Annotated in this window: 21 protein-coding genes and 1 pseudogene; 5 read left to right on the forward strand and 17 right to left on the reverse strand. The window is 49.7% G+C overall.

From position 1 onward, the window contains the following. Nucleotides 1-26: 26 nt before the first annotated feature. From AC791_RS10330 to potA, 5 genes are all read right to left on the reverse strand, one after another. A complete protein-coding gene (locus AC791_RS10330; RefSeq protein WP_049840362.1) occupies nt 27-782 on the reverse strand; it encodes an ABC transporter ATP-binding protein in 756 nt (251 codons plus the stop codon). A 2-nt stretch (nt 783-784) separates the two neighbouring features. Next, nucleotides 785-1,816: a FecCD family ABC transporter permease gene (locus AC791_RS10335; RefSeq protein ID WP_049840363.1), complete on the reverse strand. Its 1,032-nt coding sequence runs from the start codon at nt 1,814-1,816 to the stop codon at nt 785-787. Then, a complete protein-coding gene (locus AC791_RS10340; protein WP_049840364.1) occupies nt 1,809-2,825 on the reverse strand; it encodes an ABC transporter substrate-binding protein in 1,017 nt (338 codons plus the stop codon). Before AC791_RS10340 ends, AC791_RS10335 begins: the two co-directional genes overlap by 8 nt. A gap of 300 nt (nt 2,826-3,125) precedes the next feature. After that, nucleotides 3,126-3,989 (reverse strand): spermidine/putrescine ABC transporter permease PotB, encoded by an 864-nt coding sequence (potB, locus tag AC791_RS10345; RefSeq protein WP_049840365.1) that lies wholly within the window; start codon nt 3,987-3,989, stop codon nt 3,126-3,128. Continuing rightward, entirely contained in the window at nt 3,973-5,109 is a 1,137-nt protein-coding gene (gene potA / locus AC791_RS10350) for a spermidine/putrescine ABC transporter ATP-binding protein PotA (RefSeq protein ID WP_049840366.1), read from the reverse strand. Before potA ends, potB begins: the two co-directional genes overlap by 17 nt. Before the next feature lie 255 nt (nt 5,110-5,364). Between potA and pepT the strand changes: the two genes are divergently transcribed. Continuing rightward, nucleotides 5,365-6,603, forward strand: a complete 1,239-nt coding sequence (gene pepT / locus AC791_RS10355; protein ID WP_049840367.1) for a peptidase T — start codon at nt 5,365-5,367, stop codon at nt 6,601-6,603. A 52-nt stretch (nt 6,604-6,655) separates the two neighbouring features. On the opposite strand, the gene AC791_RS10360 is transcribed toward pepT, so the two are convergent. The 8 genes from AC791_RS10360 to rluE all read right to left on the reverse strand — a co-directional run bounded on the left by AC791_RS10360 (nt 6,656) and on the right by rluE (nt 14,512). After that, on the reverse strand, nt 6,656-7,777 hold the full coding sequence (locus tag AC791_RS10360; RefSeq protein WP_049840368.1) for a cupin domain-containing protein: 1,122 nt from the start codon (nt 7,775-7,777) through the stop codon (nt 6,656-6,658). Nucleotides 7,778-7,864: 87 nt separating this feature from the next. Further along, nucleotides 7,865-9,331 carry a two-component system sensor histidine kinase PhoQ gene (phoQ, locus tag AC791_RS10365; protein ID WP_049840369.1) on the reverse strand — a complete coding sequence of 489 codons (1,467 nt, stop codon included), beginning with the start codon at nt 9,329-9,331 and terminating at the stop codon, nt 7,865-7,867. Further along, the gene (gene phoP / locus AC791_RS10370) at nt 9,328-10,002 is read right to left on the reverse strand and encodes a two-component system response regulator PhoP (protein WP_049840370.1); all 675 of its coding nucleotides are present in this window, start codon (nt 10,000-10,002) and stop codon (nt 9,328-9,330) included. The genes phoQ and phoP overlap by 4 nt, the downstream gene beginning before the upstream one ends. A gap of 113 nt (nt 10,003-10,115) precedes the next feature. Continuing rightward, entirely contained in the window at nt 10,116-11,486 is a 1,371-nt protein-coding gene (gene purB / locus AC791_RS10375) for an adenylosuccinate lyase (protein ID WP_049840371.1), read from the reverse strand. Nucleotides 11,487-11,489: 3 nt separating this feature from the next. Further along, nucleotides 11,490-12,131, reverse strand: coding sequence for a high frequency lysogenization protein HflD (hflD, locus tag AC791_RS10380; RefSeq protein WP_049840372.1), 642 nt, complete (start codon nt 12,129-12,131; stop codon nt 11,490-11,492). A 60-nt stretch (nt 12,132-12,191) separates the two neighbouring features. After that, nucleotides 12,192-13,292, reverse strand: coding sequence for a tRNA 2-thiouridine(34) synthase MnmA (mnmA, locus tag AC791_RS10385; protein ID WP_049841592.1), 1,101 nt, complete (start codon nt 13,290-13,292; stop codon nt 12,192-12,194). 38 nt (nt 13,293-13,330) lie between these two features. Next, nucleotides 13,331-13,807, reverse strand: coding sequence for an NUDIX hydrolase (locus tag AC791_RS10390; RefSeq protein ID WP_049840373.1), 477 nt, complete (start codon nt 13,805-13,807; stop codon nt 13,331-13,333). 42 nt (nt 13,808-13,849) lie between these two features. After that, entirely contained in the window at nt 13,850-14,512 is a 663-nt protein-coding gene (gene rluE, locus AC791_RS10395) for a 23S rRNA pseudouridine(2457) synthase RluE (protein WP_049840374.1), read from the reverse strand. A 116-nt stretch (nt 14,513-14,628) separates the two neighbouring features. On the opposite strand from rluE, the gene icd reads away from it, so the two are divergent. From icd to AC791_RS20955, 3 genes and pseudogenes are all read left to right on the forward strand, one after another. Continuing rightward, nucleotides 14,629-15,879: an NADP-dependent isocitrate dehydrogenase gene (gene icd, locus AC791_RS10400; RefSeq protein WP_049840375.1), complete on the forward strand. Its 1,251-nt coding sequence runs from the start codon at nt 14,629-14,631 to the stop codon at nt 15,877-15,879. A 54-nt stretch (nt 15,880-15,933) separates the two neighbouring features. Beyond that, nucleotides 15,934-16,298: pseudogene (locus AC791_RS19760) on the forward strand (DNA polymerase V subunit UmuC); the annotation flags it as partial. Between the two features lie 34 nt (nt 16,299-16,332). After that, nucleotides 16,333-16,404, forward strand: coding sequence for a DUF4113 domain-containing protein (locus AC791_RS20955; protein ID WP_072094381.1), 72 nt, complete (start codon nt 16,333-16,335; stop codon nt 16,402-16,404). Nucleotides 16,405-16,714: 310 nt separating this feature from the next. Here the strand turns inward: AC791_RS20955 and AC791_RS10415 are convergent, their stop codons facing one another. From AC791_RS10415 to AC791_RS10430, 4 genes are all read right to left on the reverse strand, one after another. Next, a complete protein-coding gene (locus AC791_RS10415) occupies nt 16,715-18,319 on the reverse strand; it encodes an AAA family ATPase (RefSeq protein WP_072094330.1) in 1,605 nt (534 codons plus the stop codon). A gap of 324 nt (nt 18,320-18,643) precedes the next feature. Beyond that, nucleotides 18,644-19,540: an alpha/beta fold hydrolase gene (locus AC791_RS10420; RefSeq protein WP_049840378.1), complete on the reverse strand. Its 897-nt coding sequence runs from the start codon at nt 19,538-19,540 to the stop codon at nt 18,644-18,646. A 178-nt stretch (nt 19,541-19,718) separates the two neighbouring features. Beyond that, nucleotides 19,719-20,294 carry a hypothetical protein gene (locus tag AC791_RS10425; RefSeq protein WP_049840379.1) on the reverse strand — a complete coding sequence of 192 codons (576 nt, stop codon included), beginning with the start codon at nt 20,292-20,294 and terminating at the stop codon, nt 19,719-19,721. A 273-nt stretch (nt 20,295-20,567) separates the two neighbouring features. Continuing rightward, nucleotides 20,568-21,284, reverse strand: a complete 717-nt coding sequence (locus AC791_RS10430; protein WP_049840380.1) for a helix-turn-helix transcriptional regulator — start codon at nt 21,282-21,284, stop codon at nt 20,568-20,570. Between the two features lie 57 nt (nt 21,285-21,341). Between AC791_RS10430 and AC791_RS10435 the strand changes: the two genes are divergently transcribed. After that, nucleotides 21,342-21,704: a VOC family protein gene (locus AC791_RS10435; RefSeq protein WP_049840381.1), complete on the forward strand. Its 363-nt coding sequence runs from the start codon at nt 21,342-21,344 to the stop codon at nt 21,702-21,704. Nucleotides 21,705-21,947: the final 243 nt, after the last annotated feature.

Below are 21,947 nucleotides of genomic sequence, written 5' to 3' on the forward strand. Positions count from 1 at the left end.
CCTGCCGACCTGAAACTGAGAGCCGCTCAGGCATACTGAATATTCAGTGTTCCGAAAGCGGTTTGATTGATCCGGGCCTTAACGCGCCATGTGTTTTGTATGAGTTCAGGCGTCAGTATGCTGTCGGGTGAACCGGTTGCGATCACTTTTCCCTGCTTCAGTATGATCAATTGCTGGCAGTATTTCGCTGCCAGGTTTAAATCGTGCAGCGCGATTACAACGGTAACCGGAAGGGCGGTAATTAACTTCATCAGCTCAAGTTGAAACTCAATGTCCAGATGATTAACCGGCTCATCCAGTAGCAATACATCCGGCTTTTGCGCCAGCGCGCGGGCGATGTGACACCGCTGCCGCTCGCCGCCTGACAAGCGATGCCACGTTCTGTGGAGAAGATTTTCCAGTTTCATAGAGGCAATAGCCTCATTCACCGCTGCACTGTCCTCGGCGGTCCAGAAATCAAACGCGCGACGGTGGGGTGTACGGCCAAGAGCAACAATGTCTCTTACCGTCAATTCATCTTCAGCGTCAGCATGTTGAGGGACAAAGGCCAGCCTGCGAGCAAGTTTTCTGCGGGGTAATTCGCTCAATGGATCCCCGCTAATGCAGATGCTGGCGCTGGCGGCCGGAATCAGCCCGGCCAGTGTTCTCATTAGCGTTGATTTACCCGAGCCGTTAGGGCCCAGTAAACCGACGGTCTGTGACTGCGCCGCCCTGAAGCTGATCCCGGACAGGATGTCTTTTGACTGGAGCTGGACGCTGAGGTTCTCGACTGAAATAGCCACACTTAGTTTCCTTTATGACGGTAGAGAATACAGGCAAAAGCAGGTGCGCCGACCAGGGCGGTAACCACACCTATCGGCAGGACCTGATGAGCAATGAGCATTCTGGACATCAGATCTGCGAGCATCATAAAGTGACAGCCTGCAATAAATGCCACTGGTAATGTGATGAGATGCCGATGGCCGACCAGCATCCGCGTGGCGTGGGGGATCACCAGACCCACAAACCCGACCGCACCGATGGCACTGACAATGGTGGCGGTGATCAGGGCTGTGATCAGCAAGAGAATAATACGAACATGTTGAATATGCGTTCCGAGCGTCGCCGACACCTCGTTACCGAAAGCAAATGTATCGAGCGATCGCGCATAGCCCAGCACTATCAATAAACCTACCAGTACGATCGCAGAACAGAGTATGGCATCAGCCCAGCGCACACCGCTCAGGCTACCCAGTAACCAGAACATCACGCCGCGCGATTGCTCTGCGTTGGCTGAAGTGCTGACGATATAGGCGGTCAGGGCATTGAAAAGCTGAGTACCGGCCACGCCCGCCAGAATAATACGCCCGGTCTTACCGTTCATACCGCCGGAAAGGAGCAGGATAATGCCAAAGGCCAGGCAGGCCCCCAGAAAGGCGCCGCCGCCTACGGTGATCGCGCCGCTACCAATCCCCAACAGCATGACCAGAACTGCGCCCGTAGAGGCCCCCGCGGAAATTCCCAGTAAATAAGGCTCAGCAAGCGGATTTTTCAGCAGAGATTGTAACACCAGGCCGCATATCGCCAGACCGCCGCCGCTACAGGTCGCCATAAGAGCGCGGCTCATGCGGTATTGCCAGACAATCCCTGCCTCAACCGCATTAAGATCGTAGCTTGTCAGACCCAGGCCATTAAGAATGGCGCTCGATGTGGTCGAGAATGAAATCGGCACATCGCCGATGGAGGCTGAGTAGATCATCATCATCGGAAGGCTGCATAATCCCGCCAGCAGCAGGAGCGCGCGTTTTATCAGCGCGCTGTCATTGGCGCTACTCATGTTCGTTGAAGGCTGCTACTTGTTGGCTTATCAGTTCAAGCGCATCAACGTTGCCCAGCGAGGGATTCAGGTACATGGCCGGAACTACCACAATGTGCCCTTGCTTAACGGCATTCATTTCACGCGTAACAGGATCTGTTTGCAGAAACGCTTTTTTAACCGCAACGTCGTCAGCGGGATACAGTCTCCTGTCCATACGGGCAATAACGATGATATCGGGCTGCGACCGGGCGATATGCTCCCACGGAACCGCGGGCCACTCCTCGGAAGAATCGATGATGTTTTTCAGATTGAGAGTGTGTGTGATCCAGCCGGGTGCCCCCATGTTACCAGCAATCCACGGATCGCCCTGCAGGCGCGTGCTGGAGAACCAGTACACAACGTTAAGCGGCTTGCCGTTGCGTTTTTTCGCGTGTTTTTGCGCCTGTTCTACGCGCTGAATAAGGGCGTCTTTCAGCGCTTCGCCGCGCGGCGTTACGTCGAAGATCGCCGCAATCTGGGTGATTTCGTCATAAAGGGTGTTGAGAGAGTAGGGCGTTGTCCGGGCACCATCACCATTTGATGTAGGGGTGACGGATTTTCCTGTGCAATCTGCCGGGGAAATCCACGTTTTTATGCCCAGCGACTCAAACTGTTGACGTGACGCAACCTCACCCTGAGGGCCAACGTGCCAGCTGTATTGGGCCATCACGAGGTCTGGATGTAGCGCCGCTACGGCTTCAAAACCCGGAGAGTTCTCCGCAATACGCTTAAGATCTTTGCCAGATTGCTCAAGTTCAGACGGTAATTTACCGAACCAGACGGCGGTACCGGCAATCTTGCTCTCCAGCCCAAGTGATAGCATCAGTTCGGTTTCATGTTGACCAATCGTCACGACCTTAGCGGGCGGATGCTGAAATGTTTCTGTGGATCCACAATTATGGACGGTCAATGGAAATGCCGTCGCCATTGCTGTTACGCAATTTAGTGACAGGATTGCAGATATGAATAGAGTTGAAAACAGCTGCATAGCTCACCATAAACGTTATGTTATAACGTAACATTATCATGTCTGGATCGTTATTTTGTCAATATGTCCGTTTACAAACAATTGAGAAATCAGGTGCCAGTCATTGCCGTCACAGACCGGCAATTTGAGGTTTTATTTCTCAGCACCAGCACCTGACGAAGAGATTGATATTATGGAATACAGCCAGATACATTGTCTGCCTCTAAGCCGCCTGCCTGAAGTGAACCTCATATGTTTGACTTTATTAACTGGCGGCTATAAGCGGACGATTTATTCTCATTTATGTGCCAAAAATAACGTTTAATCGCCTAATTCTGTTGCCTTTTTGTTCAGCAACCGTGCTGCACGCCAGTAAACCAGCAGCATCAATCCCATGACTACCGTTAAGGTAATGCTGGTGGCCGAGCCGAACGGCCAGTCACGAATATTCAGGAACTGACTCTTAATAATGTTACCGATCAGCAAGTTTTTCGCCCCGCCCATTAAGTCAGAAACGTAAAACAGACCCATGGCGGGCAGCATTACCAGCAGGCAGCCGGCAATAATTCCCGGCATGGTCAGCGGCAATATGATTCGAAAGAACGTTTGGGCCTTATTAGCACCCAAATCTTTCGCGGCCTCAAGCAGCGGTTTATCAAGCTTCTCAATGCTGGAGTACAGCGGCATCACCATAAACGGCAGAAGAATATAGACCAGGCCAATGATCACCGCGCTGGGGGTAAACATGATGCGGATCGGCGTGTCAATCACGCCCAGCCAGAGCAAAAACTCGTTCAGATACCCTTTAGTGCTGAGAAATATTTTCAGACCATAGATACGGATCAAAGAATTGGTCCAGAAAGGGACAATCAGCAAGAAGAGCAATAACGGCCGGACTTTGGCAGGCAACCTTGCCAGAAACCAGGCGAAGGGATATCCCAGCACCAGGCAGGCGACAGTGGCAATCAGCGCCATATTAAGAGAGTGCAGTAGCACCTGGAAATAGAGCGGATCCAGCAGCCGGGTGTAGTTATCCAGCGTAAAAACCAGCTTAACGAAATTAGTATCGTCGCGGGTCAAAAAGCTGGTGCCGATGATCATCAGGTTGGGCAAAAAAACAAAGATCACAAGCCAACCTACGACAGTGGCAATTACCACATTCTGGAATTTACTGGTGTTCTTCATCAGCCAGCACAACCTCCCAGCTCTCTACCCAATTAATGGCCATTTTCTGATCCAGCGAGTGATCGAAATCCGGATCGTCTTCGTTAAAGAACTCGCTGACCAGCACCATCTTGCCGTTTTCCAGCTCAACTACCGATTCCAGCGTCATGCCTTTATAGTTGCGCTCGCGGACGTAGCCAACCAGGCCTTCGACATCGCTGCCGTCGTGGATCTCTTCGACGCGTAAATCTTCCGGACGCAGCAGGACGTTCAGATTCTGGCCCTTTTCAACGGCAAAATTAACGTCAATGTTACATTCACGTCCTTCGACGCTGGCGCGCACCCGACGCTCATCAAGGCGTTCAATCACCGTCGCATTAAAAATATTGATTTCACCGATAAAGCTTGCAACGAACAGGTTCCTTGGCTCTTCGTAGATTTCACGCGGCGTGCCATCCTGCTCAATACGTCCTTCGCGCATCACCACAATACGATCTGACATCGTCAGGGCTTCTTCCTGATCGTGGGTGACGAAAACAAAGGTGATACCGAGCTTGCGTTGCAGGGCCTTAAGCTCGTTCTGCATCTGTTTGCGCAGTTTATAGTCCAGAGCCGAAAGAGATTCATCAAGCAGCAGCAGGCGAGGCTTATTAACCACCGCCCGTGCAATGGCGACGCGCTGCTGCTGACCACCTGAGAGCTGATGTGGTTTACGCTGGGCATAGGTTTCCAGTTGAACCATATGCAATGCCTCGTTAACGCGAGGGGCGATCTCTGCGGCAGGCGTTTTTTGCATCCGTAAGCCAAATGCTACATTTTCGAAGACGGTCATGTGCGGAAACAGGGCGTAACTTTGAAACACCGTGTTGACATGACGATTTTCAGCCGGAACATCGGTAATATCCAGATCTTCAAGACGAATGTAGCCGGTATCGACATTTTCCAGGCCGGCAATCAGGCGCAGAACGGTGGTTTTACCGCAGCCAGAGGGGCCAAGTAGGGTAAGGAACTCGCCGTTGTTGATGGTAAGGTTAAAATCTGCGATAACTTTCTTACCATCAAAACTTTTGTTAATTCCCGCCAGTTGCACCAGTGGTGAAAGCGAATGCGGTTGTGTATTCAATTTATGACTCTGTCCCATGTAGACGTATCGGGACGCTGCCGATACGGGGTTTGTGATTAACCACCTTTGGGTTCTGCACATGATTAAGGGCTGGCATTCTACGGCAAACCATTGAAATCGCCAATCCTTGATGTCGTAATGGTACGCTACCTTGATGATAACCGGGCTGGCATAACGAAAAAATTTTCGTTTGCCCGCCTAAAAGTGACCTGACGCAATATCTCTGTTTTCGTGCTTATTGATAATGTTGTCACAAAAAGTGAGGGTGACCGCATGGAAAAATTACTTGAGCGTTTTTTGCAATACGTTTCACTGGATACGCAATCGAGGCCTGGCGCACGTCAGGTACCGAGTACTGAAGGACAATGGAAGCTATTGCAGCTGCTCAAAACCCAGCTTGAGGATATGGGCCTCATCAATGTGACGTTGAGTGATAAAGGCACCCTGATGGGAACACTGCCTGCCAATGTAAAAGGCGACATTCCGGCAATCGGTTTTATTTCCCATGTCGATACGGCCCCGGACTTTAGCGGCAAAAATGTGAATCCGCAGATCATCGAAGGTTATCGCGGCGGTGACATTGCCCTGGGCGTTGGCGATGAAATTCTCTCTCCGGTCATGTTCCCGGTTTTGCATCAGATGCTGGGGCAGACGCTCATCACCACCGATGGCAAAACGCTGCTGGGCGCGGACGACAAGGCAGGCATTGCCGAAATCATGACGGCTCTGTCAGTGTTAACGGAGAATAATATTTCTCACGGTGATATTCGCGTGGCCTTTACGCCGGATGAAGAAGTAGGCAAAGGCGCTAAGCATTTTGACGTTGCTCAGTTCGACGCCCGTTGGGCCTATACCGTTGATGGCGGCGGCGTGGGCGAGCTGGAATTTGAAAATTTTAATGCCGCATCGGTGACCATTAAAATTGTGGGTAATAACGTGCATCCCGGTACGGCCAAAGGCGTAATGGTGAATGCGCTATCGCTGGCTTCCCGCATTCATGCTGACGTTCCCGCAGATGAAAGCCCTGAGCATACGGAAGGTTACGAAGGCTTTTACCATCTTACCAGTATGAAAGGCACGGTTGATCGCGCTGAAATGCATTACATCGTGCGCGATTTTGATCGCAAACAGTTTGAAGCGCGTAAGCGCAAAATGATGGAAATCGCCAAAAAAGTGGGTAAAGGGCTGCACCCGGATTGTTATATTGAGCTGATCATTGAAGACAGCTATTACAATATGCAGGAAAAGGTGAGTGAACATCCGCATATCATTGAGATCGCCAGACAGGCGATGCTTGATTGTGATATCGAACCCGATATGAAGCCTATTCGTGGTGGCACCGATGGCGCTCAGCTATCGTTCATGGGATTACCCTGCCCGAACCTGTTCACCGGGGGATATAATTACCACGGTAAACACGAGTTTGTGTCTCTTGAAGGAATGGAAAAAGCCGTCCGGGTCATCGTACGGATTGCGGAATTAACCACAAAGCATGGCGCAAACGCGGCATAATAGAGGCCGGGCAAGCCTGCGCCGCCCGGCAGAACAGGTAAGGCGTTACAATTTAATCCTCAAAAAACCAGTAACCGCTGTTAACCAGCGCGGCCAGCATCGCGAGGAAAGAGGGATCTTCCAGCGCATCGCCGAAATGTTCAGCGGACAATACAATACGGCTGGAGAGCGCTTCGAGAGCCGGGCGGTGAGGAGAATCGATTTTCTCGCCGTTAACAAAAACGTCGTCACCCACGCGCAGCACGCGCAAACCGCCAAGCCGGACCAGCTTATCACCCTGTTTCAGCGCATCGTAAATTTCGTCTGGCTGGTAAGGTGGCTCCGGCGGTGCAATATCAAGTTCGTGGCGGGCCTGAGTAATAAATTCGCCGAACCACTGGTTAAAATGTTCCGGTTGATTAATCAGATCCAGCATCATGCCGCGCAGTTTATCCAGCTCCTGAGGAAGGATATCGGCCGGACGATCGCGAGAAGGGATCTCTGGATCGCTATAACGGAAACTGCCCAGCTCGCGCTGAAGAACATAATCGGCAAAGCCACTGATCAACTCTCTGGCATTCGGCGCGTGAAAACCGACCGAGTAGTTCATTGAGTTTTCGAGTGAATACCCTTCATGCGGGAATCCCGGCGGAATGTAGAGGATATCACCCGGCTCCAGCTCTTCATCGATAATCGCCTCGAAAGGGTCGACGTGCAGCAGGTCAGGATGGGGACAATGTTGCTTCATTGCCACTTTCTCACCTACGCGCCAGCGGCGGCGGCCGGTGCCCTGAATGATAAACACATCATACTGGTCAAGATGCGGGCCTACGCCGCCACCGGGCACGGAAAAGGAGATCATTAAATCGTCCACTCGCCAGTCCGGCAGTTCGCGGAAAGGCCGCATCAGCGCTGCCGTCGGCTCATGCCATTGATTGACTGCCTGCACCAGCAGGGACCAGTCATTTTCACCGAGGTGATCGTAGCTTTCAAAAGGACCGTGACTAAGCTGCCACTTGCCTTCCTGATGACTGACCAGGCGGCTATCGACTTCACTTTCCATCGCCAGACCGGCAAGTTCGTCGGGAGAGATAGGATCGACGAAATTCGCGAAACCCCGTTTCAGTACCACCGGCCGCTTTTGCCAGTGGCGCGCAATAAAATCGGGCCAGTTTAGTGCTAATTGATAATCCATAATAGTTTCCCACAGCCTCGTAACTGAGGGGGAGTATAACGGATGCTGAACCGTTAGGGTGCAGGAGAAAACACAAAAACCCCGGCGTCAGCTATTTTGATGGCCGGGACACTGGCGGCCAAAGACGATTTCCATGCGGGCTCCCCCCAGCGCGCTATCGTGGGTTATGATTTTACCATCATATTGCTCAACAATTTCCCGGGCCACGGAAAGCCCCACGCCCTGTCCGGGGCGCAGCGTGTCGATACGCTGACCGCGATCAAAAACCAGCTCGCGCTTATTAAGGGGAATACCAGGACCATCATCTTCAATAATAATGTGCAGATGCTCATCAGTCTGGCGGGCGGTAATCTCGACGAATTCAAGGCAATATTTACAGGCGTTGTCCAGTACATTGCCGCACACTTCCATAAAGTCATTTTTCTCCCCGACGAAACTGATTTCCGGGGAGATATCCAGCGTAATGCTCACCCCTTTACGCTGATAGACTTTATTCATTGCGGAGGTCAGGTTGTCCAGAAGCGCAGCCACCGGATGCAGTTCGCGGCTCAGCATGATATTGCCGCCGCGCATACTGGCGCGATGCAGGAAATAACCAATTTGTTGTGAGATACGGCTGATTTGATCCAGCATGACCGGTTCAGCTTCAGCTACGCTAATTTTTTCGCTGCGCAGCGAGCGCAGCGTACTTTGCAGTACGGCAAGCGGCGTTTTTAAGCTGTGGGTTAAATCAGTTAGCGTGGTGCGATATTTTTCATTACGCTCGCGTTCAGTTTTTAGCAGCCGGTTAAGATTGCGTACCAGATGCGTTAATTCACGTGTCGTTTCAGGATTTAACGCTTCACGATGATGTTCTTCGAGTTCGCGCACCTCTTTTGCCAGCGCTTCCAGCGGACGTAAACTCCACCATGCCGCGAGCCACAGCAGTGGCAGCACCAGCAGCAGATTGGCAATCAGAACATAGAAAAACCAGTTCCAGACCATATAAGAGCTTTTCAGCTCAATCGGGATGGTGTCGACAACGACAATGGTTAAACGCGGCATTCTGGCCGTCGCCGGGTAGATATTCACCGCAACGGAATGGGTCATTTCATCATCAGGATCGGCTTCCCGATGCATTTCCTCAAGCTTATCCTGCCCCTCACGGTCATCACGCAGCAGACTGCTACTGAAATCGACATCGGCCTCAATCTCCTGGAAGCCGTTGGCCTTAAGCCAGTCGGGATGGATACGCTTTACCAGCCCCGGAAGTTTACGCTGTGCCCATAGAAGCTTTCCGTCATCATCATAGATCAGGGCGACAGACGGGCTTTGCTGGGCCAGATTCTCCGGGAGATCGATGCTTAACGCCCCGTTTTCCCACTTCGCGAGGGTATAGAATAAATTGCTTTCGCCGCGCAGCAGACGATACGTTGTTTTATCAAAACTAACGCTGTAGCCGACCAGCGCAACCATGCCGTACGCCAGCGACAGGATCAGCACCACCGCTGCGGTGGCTAGCAAAAAGCGGATGCGTAGAGAAAGCGGCAGAAAATGCCGCAGTAGTCGTTTCATGCCGGGAGTTCGAAGCGATAGCCCTGTCCGCGCACGGTCGTAATAACCTCATGCGGATAACGCGTCTGGATTTTTTTGCGCAGACGACCCATCAACACATCAATGGTGTGGCTTTCCCGCAGCTCGGCATCGGGATATAGCTGTAGCATCAGCGCATCTTTACTTACCACTTTACCGTGATTACGGATCAGCGTTTCCATAATGGTATATTCAAAGGCCGTAAGCTTGATGGTTTCATCCTCAACGGATAACTCGCGTCGGGAAAGATCAACCTGAAACGGCGGCAGAGAAATGACCTGCGAAGCCAGACCGCTGTTACGCCTGAGCAGCGCCTGCATTCTGGCCACCACCTCTTCAATATGAAAAGGCTTAGTCACATAATCGTCAGCCCCTGCGCTTAATACCTCTACTTTATCCTGCCAGCCTTCGCGAGCGGTCAGCACCAGCAATGGCAGGGTAATGCTGTGACTGCGCCAGCGGCGGATCAGCGATAAGCCGTCTTCATCCGGCAACCCCAGATCAACAATCGCAACATCAGGCAAATGCTCGCCAATATAATAATCCGCCTCACGAGCATCTTCGGCAGCATCAACCTGATGCCCCATTTCCTGGAGTTGAACTTTCAGATGGTGACGCAGCAGGGGATTATCTTCTACAACCAGTACGCGCATAACTTTTTCCTCACATTACGATCGGCAATAGTGTAACGCAAAGAGCTAAATAGTCGTTCAACCAGAAAGTAAAAAATGCCCTCTTTTGACGAAAAAGAGGGCGAAAAAGAAGATTATTTCAGCTCATCAACCATCAATGCGGCCCGGCCGATATAATTGGCCGGCGTCATGGCTTTCAGGCGCGTTTTCTCTTCTTCCGGCAGTTCAAGACCGTCGATAAACTGTTTCATACCTTCAGCATCGACACGTTTGCCGCGCGTCAGCTCTTTCAATTTTTCATACGGCTTTTCGATGCCATACCGGCGCATTACGGTCTGAATTGGCTCAGCGAGCACTTCCCAGTTGTGATCCAGCTCATCCAGCAGGCGCTTGCGATTAACTTCCAGCTTGCTGACGCCCTTAAGGGTAGACTGATAGGCGATCAGCGCATAGCCGATGCCGACGCCGAGGTTACGCAGCACGGTAGAGTCCGTCAGGTCGCGCTGCCAGCGGGAAACCGGCAATTTGCTGGCAAGGTGCTGTAACACTGCGTTCGAAAGACCGAGGTTGCCTTCAGAGTTTTCAAAGTCAATCGGGTTAACTTTATGCGGCATCGTTGAAGAACCGATTTCGCCGGCTATCGTCTTTTGTTTGAAATGGTTCAGCGCCACATAACCCCATACATCACGATCGAAATCGATCAGAATGGTGTTGAAGCGAGCAATACAATCAAATAATTCAGCAATGTAGTCATGCGGTTCGATCTGAGTGGTATACGGGTTCCACTGGATCCCTAATGATGTAACGAACGCTTCGCTGAACTGATGCCAGTCTACTTCCGGATAAGCAGCGATGTGGGCATTATAGTTACCGACCGCACCGTTAATTTTACCGAGGATCTCAACGTGCTCCAGCTGGCGATACTGACGCTCCATACGGTATGCGACGTTGGCCATCTCTTTACCCAGCGTAGAGGGCGTGGCGGGCTGACCGTGGGTACGGGAGAGCAGGGGAATATCACGATACTGAACAGAGAGATCTTTCACCGCATCAATCAGTTTGCGCCAGTAGGGCAGGATCACCTCTTCGCGGGCGGTTTTCAGCATCAGCGCGTGAGAAAGATTGTTAATATCTTCAGAGGTACAGGCGAAGTGGATAAATTCAGAGACCGCGTGCAGCTCCGCAATATCGGCGACTTTTTCTTTGAGAAAGTATTCAACGGCTTTGACGTCGTGATTCGTCGTGCGCTCAATGGTTTTGATGCGCTGAGCATCTTCTTCACTGAACTCTGCGACGATTTTATCAAGGTAACCGTTTGCGTCGGCAGCAAATGAAGGAACTTCCTTAATCGCTGCGTGCGAGGCCAGCTTTTGCAGCCAGCGCACCTCTACCTGGACGCGAAATTTCAGCAAACCATATTCGCTGAAAATGCCGCGCAGCGCGCTGACTTTATCGCCATAGCGTCCATCGACGGGGGAAACGGCGGTCAGTGAGGATAATTCCATAGATCACAACTCCGGAGTTAAATGAGCAAGAATGTGTTTGGCCTGAGTTAGCAGGCGCTTACGAGAAAACATTAGTTGCAGGCGGCCACCGCCGACCTGGTGCCAGAGCACTGCCGCGCGGATACCGGCCAGCAGCGAGGCGCGAACTTTGGCCTGAACCTGCGGGCTTTGCAGCACAGCGGGAGAGCCGGTAACCTGGATGCGAGGTCCCAGAGGACTTATCACATCGACATAAATCCCGGCCATCGCACTGAGCAGGGTTTCAGACTGTAAATCAAAATGCTCAAGCTGGCGCTGTAAGCCAGAAATGCTGTTGCCAAGGGTGTCCATTGCGCCTTTGGTGTTGGCAAGTTTGCGCTCCAGCACCATCATGCTGAGGGTATAGCGGGTGAGTTCGGCGTTAAGACCGTGACGGCTGCTGGCATTCAGTACGCCAAGCAGCGTTTCAAGACCAAGGCGCAGATTCGCTTCGCTACCACCGAAAACCCCCAGCGTTGAATCCGGGTTGAGATCGATGATGCTGTTGAGCGAAACGTGCAGCGCGTCGCTATCGCAGTGGCCCTGATGGGCCAGTTGTTGCACCAGGCGTGCCGACTGGCAGATCCCTGCCAGCGCCAGGGTGATGTCATAATAGTTCTTCGCCACGCTCACTCCTTGTTATCCCTGCGCATTCACGATGCACCGGGTTGACTTCATCACATGCTATTAGAGCGGCAAGCGCTGCTCAATAATCCCACCGCCCAGACAGATTTCTCCGCTGTAAAAAACGGCAGACTGCCCCGGCGTTACTGCCGAAACCGGCTCGTCAAAGCGAACCTCAATACGCTCGTCGTCCAGCGCGGTAATAGTGCAGGGGATATCGCTTTGACGGTAGCGTGTTTTTACCGTGCAGCGCAGCGTGCCACGTACCGGCTGACGATCAACCCAATGCAGCTGCTGCGCAATCAGCCCCACTGACATCAGGCGCGGATGCTCGTGACCCTGGGCAACAATCAGAATATTTTTCTCAACGTCTTTGTCCACGACATACCAGGGATCTTCACTTCCTTCTTTGGTACCGCCAATACCCAACCCTTTACGCTGGCCGAGGGTGTGGTACATCAACCCCTGATGTTGACCAATTTCCTCACCGTCAACGGTGATGATTTTTCCCGGTTGTGCAGGCAGGTAGCGGCCGAGAAACTCGCGGAATTTTCGCTCGCCGATGAAACAGATGCCGGTAGAGTCTTTTTTCTTCGCGGTGATAAGATCCAGCTCTTCAGCAATTTTACGCACCTGCGGCTTTTCCAGTTCACCCACCGGGAACAGGCTTTGTGCAATCTGCTCATGGCCAAGGGTATACAGGAAGTAACTCTGATCTTTATTACCGTCAAGACCACGCAGCAGGCGACTTTTGCCGTCAACATCGGCACGACGCACATAGTGGCCGGTGGCAATGTAATCTGCGCCTAAATCTTCAGCGGCAAATTCAAGGAAGGCTTTAAACTTGATCTCTTTATTACACAGAATATCCGGATTCGGCGTGCGCCCCGCTTTATACTCTTCGAGAAAATGCTCGAAGACGTTATCCCAGTATTCTGCGGCAAAATTAACGGTGTGCAGTTCAATGCCGAGCTTGTCGCAGACCGCCTGAGCGTCTGCCAGGTCGGCCGCTGCGGTACAATATTCCTCGCCATCGTCTTCTTCCCAGTTCTTCATGAACAGGCCTTCTACCTTATAGCCCTGTTGCAGGAGCAAATAAGCGGAAACAGAAGAATCGACACCGCCGGACATACCGACGATCACTTTTTTTGGGCTTTCAGACATAGGAATACTCACAACATTGAACTTCGAGGCGGCGTATTTTAGCACGCCACCCCTGACTTGACACCCTCTGTAAACGGCCAGTTAAATTCACCGATCAGGGCCAGAGGATATTTTTGCCCTTGCTGCCAGCTACGAATACTCTCAGCCACCAGCGGTGAGCGCAGATTACTGGCAGTGAGGATTTCCTCAGCGCTGACCCACAGGCAGCGGTCAATATCGCTATCATGCGGTTCAGTAGCGCACATTTCGTTAAGCTCAATGGAGAACAGAAAGCGCAGGAACGGAGTTTTATCAGGCGCAATCCACTGATGAAGACGAATAAAATGTTGCGGCTCTGCCACGAGCCCGGTCTCTTCCCACAGTTCGCGTCTGGCGGCCTGAACCAGCGTTTCATCCGCTTCAAGATGCCCGGCAGGCTGATTCCACAGCACTTTGCCGTTTATTGTCTCTTCGACCAGCAGGAATTTATCTTCTGCATGAACGAGGCAGGCCACGGTGACGTGAGGTTTAAACATGCGCAACTCCTTAATCTTTACTGTCAAATAAGTACTAACCGGTTATGCGCCAGGCGCTGCGACGTCGCGCCACGCGCCGTTTTCCAGTCCGTCCAGCGTATAGTCGCCCATAGCATAGCGGATCAGGCGCAGGGTAGGGTGGCCGACATGTGCCGTCATACGCCTGACCTGACGATTACGGCCTTCATGCAGCGTCACTTTAAGCCAGCTGGTGGGAATTGATTTTCGCTCGCGAACAGGTGGATTACGCGCCCACAACCATTCAGGCTCTGTCACCTGCTCAATACCGGCGGGTAGAGTAGGGCCATCATTCAGCGTGACGCCTTCACGCAGCGCCGCCAGCGCCGCCTGAGTCGGCTCACCCTCCACCTGAACATAATAAATTTTCCCGGTGCGTTTCCCCGGCTGAGTGAGCCGGGCCTGTAATGCACCGTCATTGGTCAGGACCAGCAGCCCTTCGCTGTCACGATCGAGGCGTCCGGCAGCATACACACCCGCCACCGGAATATAATCTTTCAACGTACTGCGCCCGGCTTCATCAGTAAACTGCGGCAGGACATCAAAGGGTTTATTGAACAGGATCACGCGCTGCGGCAGCTTTTCCCGGGGTTTTCTGGCGTTTCGCTGTGAGCTGAATCGCTTAAGGCGGTGATTTGTAACAGAAGTTTTGCGCATAGTATTTTCAGTCGTTATCAATTGACGCATTATAGCGTAACGATGAATGCCTTTCATGGAACCAAAGTATCAGGTAGTATTGATTGGCTTATTACAAATCATTAACAAAAATCAGTAACAACCAGAAGCGCTCGAAGGAGAGGTGAATGGAAAGCAAAGTAGTTGTTCCGGCGGAAGGTAGTAAAATCACCCTACAAAACGGCAAGCTAAACGTTCCGAATAACCCGATTATCCCCTTCATTGAAGGTGATGGCATCGGTGTTGACGTCACGCCAGCCATGCTGAAAGTGGTCGATGCCGCCGTTGAAAAGGCCTATAAAGGCGAGCGTAAGATCTCCTGGATGGAGATTTATACCGGTGAAAAATCTACCCACGTTTATGGCCAGGACGTCTGGCTACCCCCTGAAACACTCGATCTGATCCGTGAATATCGCGTCGCCATTAAAGGCCCTCTGACCACTCCGGTTGGCGGCGGCATTCGCTCCCTTAACGTTGCGCTGCGTCAGGAGCTGGACCTTTACGTCTGCCTGCGCCCGGTTCGTTATTATCAGGGCACGCCAAGCCCGGTTAAACATCCTGAACTGACCGATATGGTTATCTTCCGTGAGAACTCCGAAGATATCTACGCGGGTATAGAGTGGAAAGCCGACTCTGCCGACGCAGAGAAAGTGATCAAGTTCCTGCGTGAAGAAATGGGCGTGAAAAAAATTCGCTTCCCGGAACATTGCGGTATCGGTATTAAACCGTGTTCTGAAGAAGGGACTAAGCGTCTGGTTCGTGCGGCGCTTGAATACGCCATCACCAACGATCGCGATTCACTGACCCTGGTTCACAAGGGTAACATTATGAAGTTTACCGAAGGCGCGTTCAAAGACTGGGGCTACCAGATTGCGCGTGAAGAGTTCGGCGGTGAACTGATCGACGGCGGCCCGTGGCTGAAAATCAAAAACCCAAAAACCGGTAAAGAGATCGTCGTTAAAGATGTCATTGCCGACGCGTTCCTGCAGCAGATCCTTCTGCGTCCGGCAGAATATGATGTTATCGCCTGTATGAACCTCAACGGCGACTACATTTCTGACGCCCTGGCGGCACAGGTTGGCGGTATCGGTATCGCACCGGGCGCTAACATTGGTGATGAATGCGCACTGTTCGAAGCCACCCACGGAACCGCACCGAAATACGCCGGTCAGGACAAAGTGAACCCAGGTTCGATTATCCTCTCCGCAGAAATGATGCTGCGTCATATGGAATGGTTCGAAGCCGCAGATCTGATCGTTAAAGGCACTGAAGGCGCTATCGCGGCGAAGACCGTGACCTATGACTTCGAGCGTCTGATGGAAGGCGCTAAGCTGCTGAAATGTTCAGAGTTTGGCGACGCGATCATCGAAAATATGTAATTTCTGATGGTGTAAAATTACAACGGGAGCCTGAGTGCTCCCGTTTTTTATTATTTAATTTCCTTCCCCAAAAATGCTGCAAAGCGATGGAAGAAAACGGGCAGCGTGGTGGATTTATCGAACGAAACGCGTCAGCGCAAGTTGATGGCGATAATGCCCGTCGATGAAGTTTGGGGCGTGGGCCGGCGCATCGGAAAAAAGCGTGAGGCAATGGGCATTAAAAATGTCCTGCAGCTGGCTGATGCCTACTCAGGTTTATCCGTAAATATTTCAACGTTGTTCTTGAGCGCACAGTAAGGAGGCTACGCGGCGAGCCTTGTCTTGAACTTGAGGAGTTTGCTCCGGTCAAACAGGAGCTGGTGTGCAGTCGTTCCTTCGGAGAGGAAATTAACGGGTATGTAGCGATGAGCCAGGCGATATTTTGCCGGGCAGGGCATACAGTAGTCATGGAAGATGAAGCGGGAGAGGTTGTCACCCAGCTATATGACGCGGTGGTCCGATTTACCGCTCGTATGGGCGAAATGACGATTCGTGAAAGGAGTTATTGTAGCTTCCGGATGGTTTATTCTGGCCCTGCTTACGCAGGGCTTTGGTCCGCTATGAGCGAAGAGCGGAAGTTCGCAATCCCAACAACTAAGCGCGTTACATTGAATGTTTTAATCAAAAGGGAGCAGGTGGATCTGAACCAGTCACGGTGGCACACGTGAGAGGGGGAGCTGTTTGTATTGGCTTAAAGAGAGATGTATTATGTCTAGTTCTGTGCTTGCTGCAAAAAACAGCCCTCTATCATAGAGGGCTGTTATATGATATAGGTTGTCTAGTCTCACGGGAGAAATTAGGGCCTAATCTCCGGTAAAGCAGCCCTCGCAGCGCTGACTATTCCACTATGTGATTCGCTAGTAAGGGTTCTGATCAACCAATTTTCAAACTGAATCTTGCTTTTCCCTGTTAGCGTCAATCCAGCTTTGGCTAGCATACCTTTATTATCAAAAATAGAAAGAATTTTACCGATGTCTCTTTCCTGAATTGCCGTCCTTAGATCATTAGCATGAGTGTTATATATTAGCTCGACATCTAATGAATTAGTCTTATCATGATATAATGTTTTCATTTCACCAATGCTATTGCTAGCACTGATGTCTACTAGTTTAAGGTATCTATCTATTCTTCTTTGACAATACATACGAATGCATTTTTCAAAGTTATCGCCTTGATTTATTAACGCAATAACATCGTCCAATATGATATCTAATTTCCTAATTATTTCATCTTCAGGATAGTTTTCTTTGATAGCAATCTCGCGACTAACAGAGGGAATGAGGAAAACGTTTTCAATTTCAGAAACTGGAAGAACTTTAACCCCAAGTTCATTAAATGCCTCTACCTCTTCATCGCTATGACCGTCAGCGTCAACAATACCGGCACACTTTACACGTGTGAGACTTTGATTTGCTCTAAGTGTAACTACAGCATGAATCACATTTTGGCAAGATCCTCTAGGTATAACAGTCCACCCTGGGTAAATGCTGCGGTACAATGCTTTATCCAAACTATTGTCATCACCTTCAACGAAAAGAATCGGCCTTCTACTACCTAAAATAAGAGTTGTTAACTCTTCAGAAAAACCAGTTCCTTCTGGTATCTCTTCCAACCCCCAAGTAGGGCCATTTGGTTGATAATCTTTAATTGCTATTTTTTTAGCAATTCGGCTTGAAGCAAACTCAATGTCATGAGTAATGAAAATAAAAGCACAATCTTGTCTAGCACTTTCAAGCTGATCCCAAAGTGAGCTCATTATAGAACGATGGATGTGGAGTTCAGGTTCATCAATAATGAGAACAGAGTTAGTAGCAGCGACTAAAACTTGTCCAATTAGATAAAAAATAGCTCGCTCACCATCACTCATATCAGCGGAGCTATAAGTTGAATTATTACCAGGTATTTTTACCTGAATATTATCCCCATCAATAACTAACTCTCTGTGGGGGATTAAATTCCCCCATATTTCATTTAATTTCTCAAATTTAGTTTTCTTGGGTTCGCCGCTGACTTTACCCATTAAAATATGATGACTACCAAGTGCCGTTTTAGATTGCTCAGCAAAAAGTGCCTGAATAACACAGTCAAAATCGTTAAGCAAAAAACTACTGGCTTTAGATTGCCACCGCTGGTTATTACGATTGCCAATAGATATACCTTCCCAATCACTTCCATACCGGAGAGTTCTCAGGGCTTTATCTTCACTTATTTTTGGAACGTCCGGGTTTAAATTCAATGCGCGATGAGCAGATATTCTATGAGCTTGTTCCCCAAGAGACTCTTCGATGTTTATAGCAAGCCGTGATTTTCCACTGCCATTAGCACCAACAAAAACAACAGCCCCGCCAAAATCAATGCCTATGGTTAGATTACCTGTATCTGTAGGTACTTTAAAATCCATTTACATTCCTTTCTTATTCATAATAGATGAAAATAAAATAAAACCTCAATTTATCAATATGAAGGCTCTATTTACCATAAAACTATATATACCACGTTGATTTGCTAATTGACATATCCAGCCACGTTTTTTTATCAAAGGAGATTTTCCTCCTCTGCTCAGCCCCCCTTAAAATAATATATCATGTGCAAGTAACGTCCGCTCCTGGCACGAAACGGACAGTCTGCGTTAACAAACGTCCACATCGAGCGAGGAGCGGACTCGGGAATAGTTTTCAATAATGATCTGTACGTGTTGAGCAGAGCTAAATACTCACGATATGCTTTAATTTGACGTACATCTATTCAAATGTTGAAGAATTTCTTCACTAATATCAAAGATGCAGTCTAAATGCTTACTGTGCTCAATAATTCTAATATGTAAATTCGGGTTACCACATCCTTCTACAAACTCTGACATTTGTCTTGCATCAAATAGCTCATCCTTTTCAGCTATCAGAACAGTTACAGGTAATGGCAATGCTGCAATTTGTCTTGCAGGTTGACGCGGTGTCAAAGCATTCGCCATATTCACGCTGTATCGCTGAACAAATTCAGGTCTTAATAGCATAACCTCATTGGGAAAATTAAGAGTAACTGCATAACGGTTACCGCATAGTAATCCCACACTGAGCGCATTTAGTACGAAAGGCCACTTGCTCACCGACGCGAATGGAACCATTGTTCTTCTGCAAATTTTAGCTGGCGCAAAAGGCCCAAACTCAGGCGCAAGTAAAATCAGGCTGTCACTTTGTTGAGAGGGGGTGAAGCGAGTAAAATAATTGATCAACATCCCCCCTCCGCTTGAATGACCAAGCAAGTGAACTCTGGCCCAGGGGAACTTTACGCGAACATGTTCAAGAACAGTGTCGATATCCTGCCAGACCTGCTCCGGATTAGAAACGCTACCTTTGTTACCCAATGAGCGCCCGTGCCCACGGATATCTATGAGGCATGTACAAATAGAACCACGATGACTTATCTGATGAGCAAGAATATCGTAACCAGCATCTGAGTTGACTCCACCACCGTGGTAAACGATAAGAACATCCTCAACTGCGCTTGCGGGTTCAAAGATGCGAATATTTAATCCTGCTATCAAATATTCAGCCACATTATTAGCATGTGGTAATAAAGTTCTGAGTTGTTTATAGCGGTCGTTAAAATTTATGAAATCAATCACGTCAAAAAATCCATGCAGATGAAGATCGGTATCCTAAGAATGTATTGCTCAAAGTATGCACTGTTTTTTTCTCCAAAACTCATACTAAGCGGATTTTTTCAAAAAAAACTCCTCCTAACTTCTTTCTTGATCCTGATCTTCAACTTCCGCTCCTGGCACTTTGCAGTCATGAGATTGCTTATACTGCTCGGGACAGAACCCAGGCCCAATCGGAGCTACAGAGAACACGATAGAAAGGTTTCACGCGGCATTTCACAAAATCAAGAATATCTGCTTCGCTCATCGCTGAGGCCTTAGAGGGGTAGCCAGGCCCCCAATCATCATAGAGATCACCGTATATGCGGTAAAACTGCCAGCCGATGTTGCTGAGGATACGAGAACCCGGAGATGGGTGAAACGCAGGGATTTGATGCAGCCGTAACTCTAATTCTTTGGAAGTCTCGGCATGCATCAGAAACCAAGCTTTGATTCTTAGCCACGTCATTGCACTAGCGTTAATGCTGGGCATAACGATGTTTTGTTCAAGCATATATGCATCAAGATAGCGCTCAATTTCACCTGAATCAGGACGTTTATCTAAATTGAGGGAGGCTAAAATTAACAATGATTCAGAACTATTGCCGCAGAGTAGCTCTCTTTCTGCCCACTCAATGATCATCTTGTCATAATCATCGACGCGATAAACCTCGAAAGATTCACCAAACGTTTTCAAACAAAGAATTTCGTGAAGGTCATGTTTGTAGTTATTTTCCATAGCGTCTTTCAATCCTTATTGTTAAGAGGCGCAAGTGGATGGCTTCATTGAGACGATCCGGTGCAAATTGAGCATACCCCATTACCATCTTAATATCAGCGTTAACATCCTTGCAAAACTACCGTTCCGCTATTAGATAGTTTCCGGCACTCCAACTTCCGCTTCTGGCACGAAGCGGCCAAAGTCACTGTACAGAAGGTCCGTTGTGAGCGAAAAGCGGACATATCAGTAGATATGGGCAGGCCTTAATATTCTGGGACACTGGCATTCAGTTCAGTTACGTCCAGGGATGATGTTATCCAGACCCGCACTGCGCCACATGCGGAGTAAACGATTCCGGGAATGGGGATATCCTTCCTGCACAAGCTGAACAGAGGTTAAACGCGTTACGTCGAAATGGCGGAAGGCATTACGTTTTTCACACCATGCCGCAAGCACAATATCACCGGAGAAATAACCTAAAGCGAAAGGCCATATCGTTCTTTCACTCACATTACTCAATCTGTCTGTATAACCTGTCCGGATCTTCTGTCTCCGCCTGATGGCGCTTCGAAGAAAGTTCAGATTATCAGGATTGTGATGGGCAACCTGAGTCTTTCCAACGAATAGTGTCGAGTCATCAAACAGCGTCTTTAACTGTACGGGCAGACCTTGCCGGATCTTTCCCCTTACCTCAGAAGCCGCTTTTGCAATACCTGCATCACCATATGCGGCTACCCAGCGCAAGCCGAGTGCCAGTGCGTCGAGCTGCTCAGGGGTGAACATCACAGGCGGCAAATGATGGCTTCGTGAGAGGATAAACCCCGTCCCGGCTTCTCCCTGAATGTCAGCTCCCTGAGCACGTAGCGCGCCAATATCTCGGTAAAGGGTGCGAAGGCTGACGGAAAGTTCTTGTGCAAGGCAGTGTCCGCTTACAGGATAGCGATGCTGATATAAAATCTGTAGAAGATTGAGTAGGCGCTCTGCACGCTTCGGTCCCGATGCTGACATGTTCTGTCAATGCTCCCTGCGATAGTGAAGTCTCATTCATTTTAATGAGAAAGACTCATGATACCTAACCTAATCATCCTTTATGTTAACAGCCCGATTGCCAGCAGCGAATTTTACCAGAAGCTGTTCAATAAAGAACCAGATGTGAAGCTTCCGACGTGGGCGGCTTTTTCCTTCAATAACGGTCTGAACCTTGGACTATGGTCAACGACGGCGAGTGACTTTGTATCCTGCGGTGAAGGTAACCGTACTGAGTTGAGTTTTATGGTTAAAGATACTCAGGAAGTTGATGTACTTTATCAGCAGTGGTCAGACAGCGGTGTGCAGATAGAACAGGAGCCCAAGCAAGCCGTTTTTGGCAAGACGTTCGTTGCGCTAGATCCTGACGGGCACCGTATACGGGTGTGTATACCGGATTAATAAGTAAAGACTCTTATCTGCCCATGTTTAAACCTGAAGCGTCCGCTTCTGGCACCAGGCGAATAACCACTTGGAACTGAAGGTCCGCTATGAGCGAACAGCGGACATCAGGACTGTGAGAGGTGTGATGACTGTATTAATGTATTTACTTATTCACACCTTGATTCTCACCTGACACATCATCTCAGCAATCAGTGTCAACTTTAGATATGGTAGTCGTGCGTCCTGTCTTTATTACGCTAG

Source organism: Klebsiella sp. RIT-PI-d, from assembly GCF_001187865.1.
GTDB lineage: Bacteria > Pseudomonadota > Gammaproteobacteria > Enterobacterales > Enterobacteriaceae > Superficieibacter.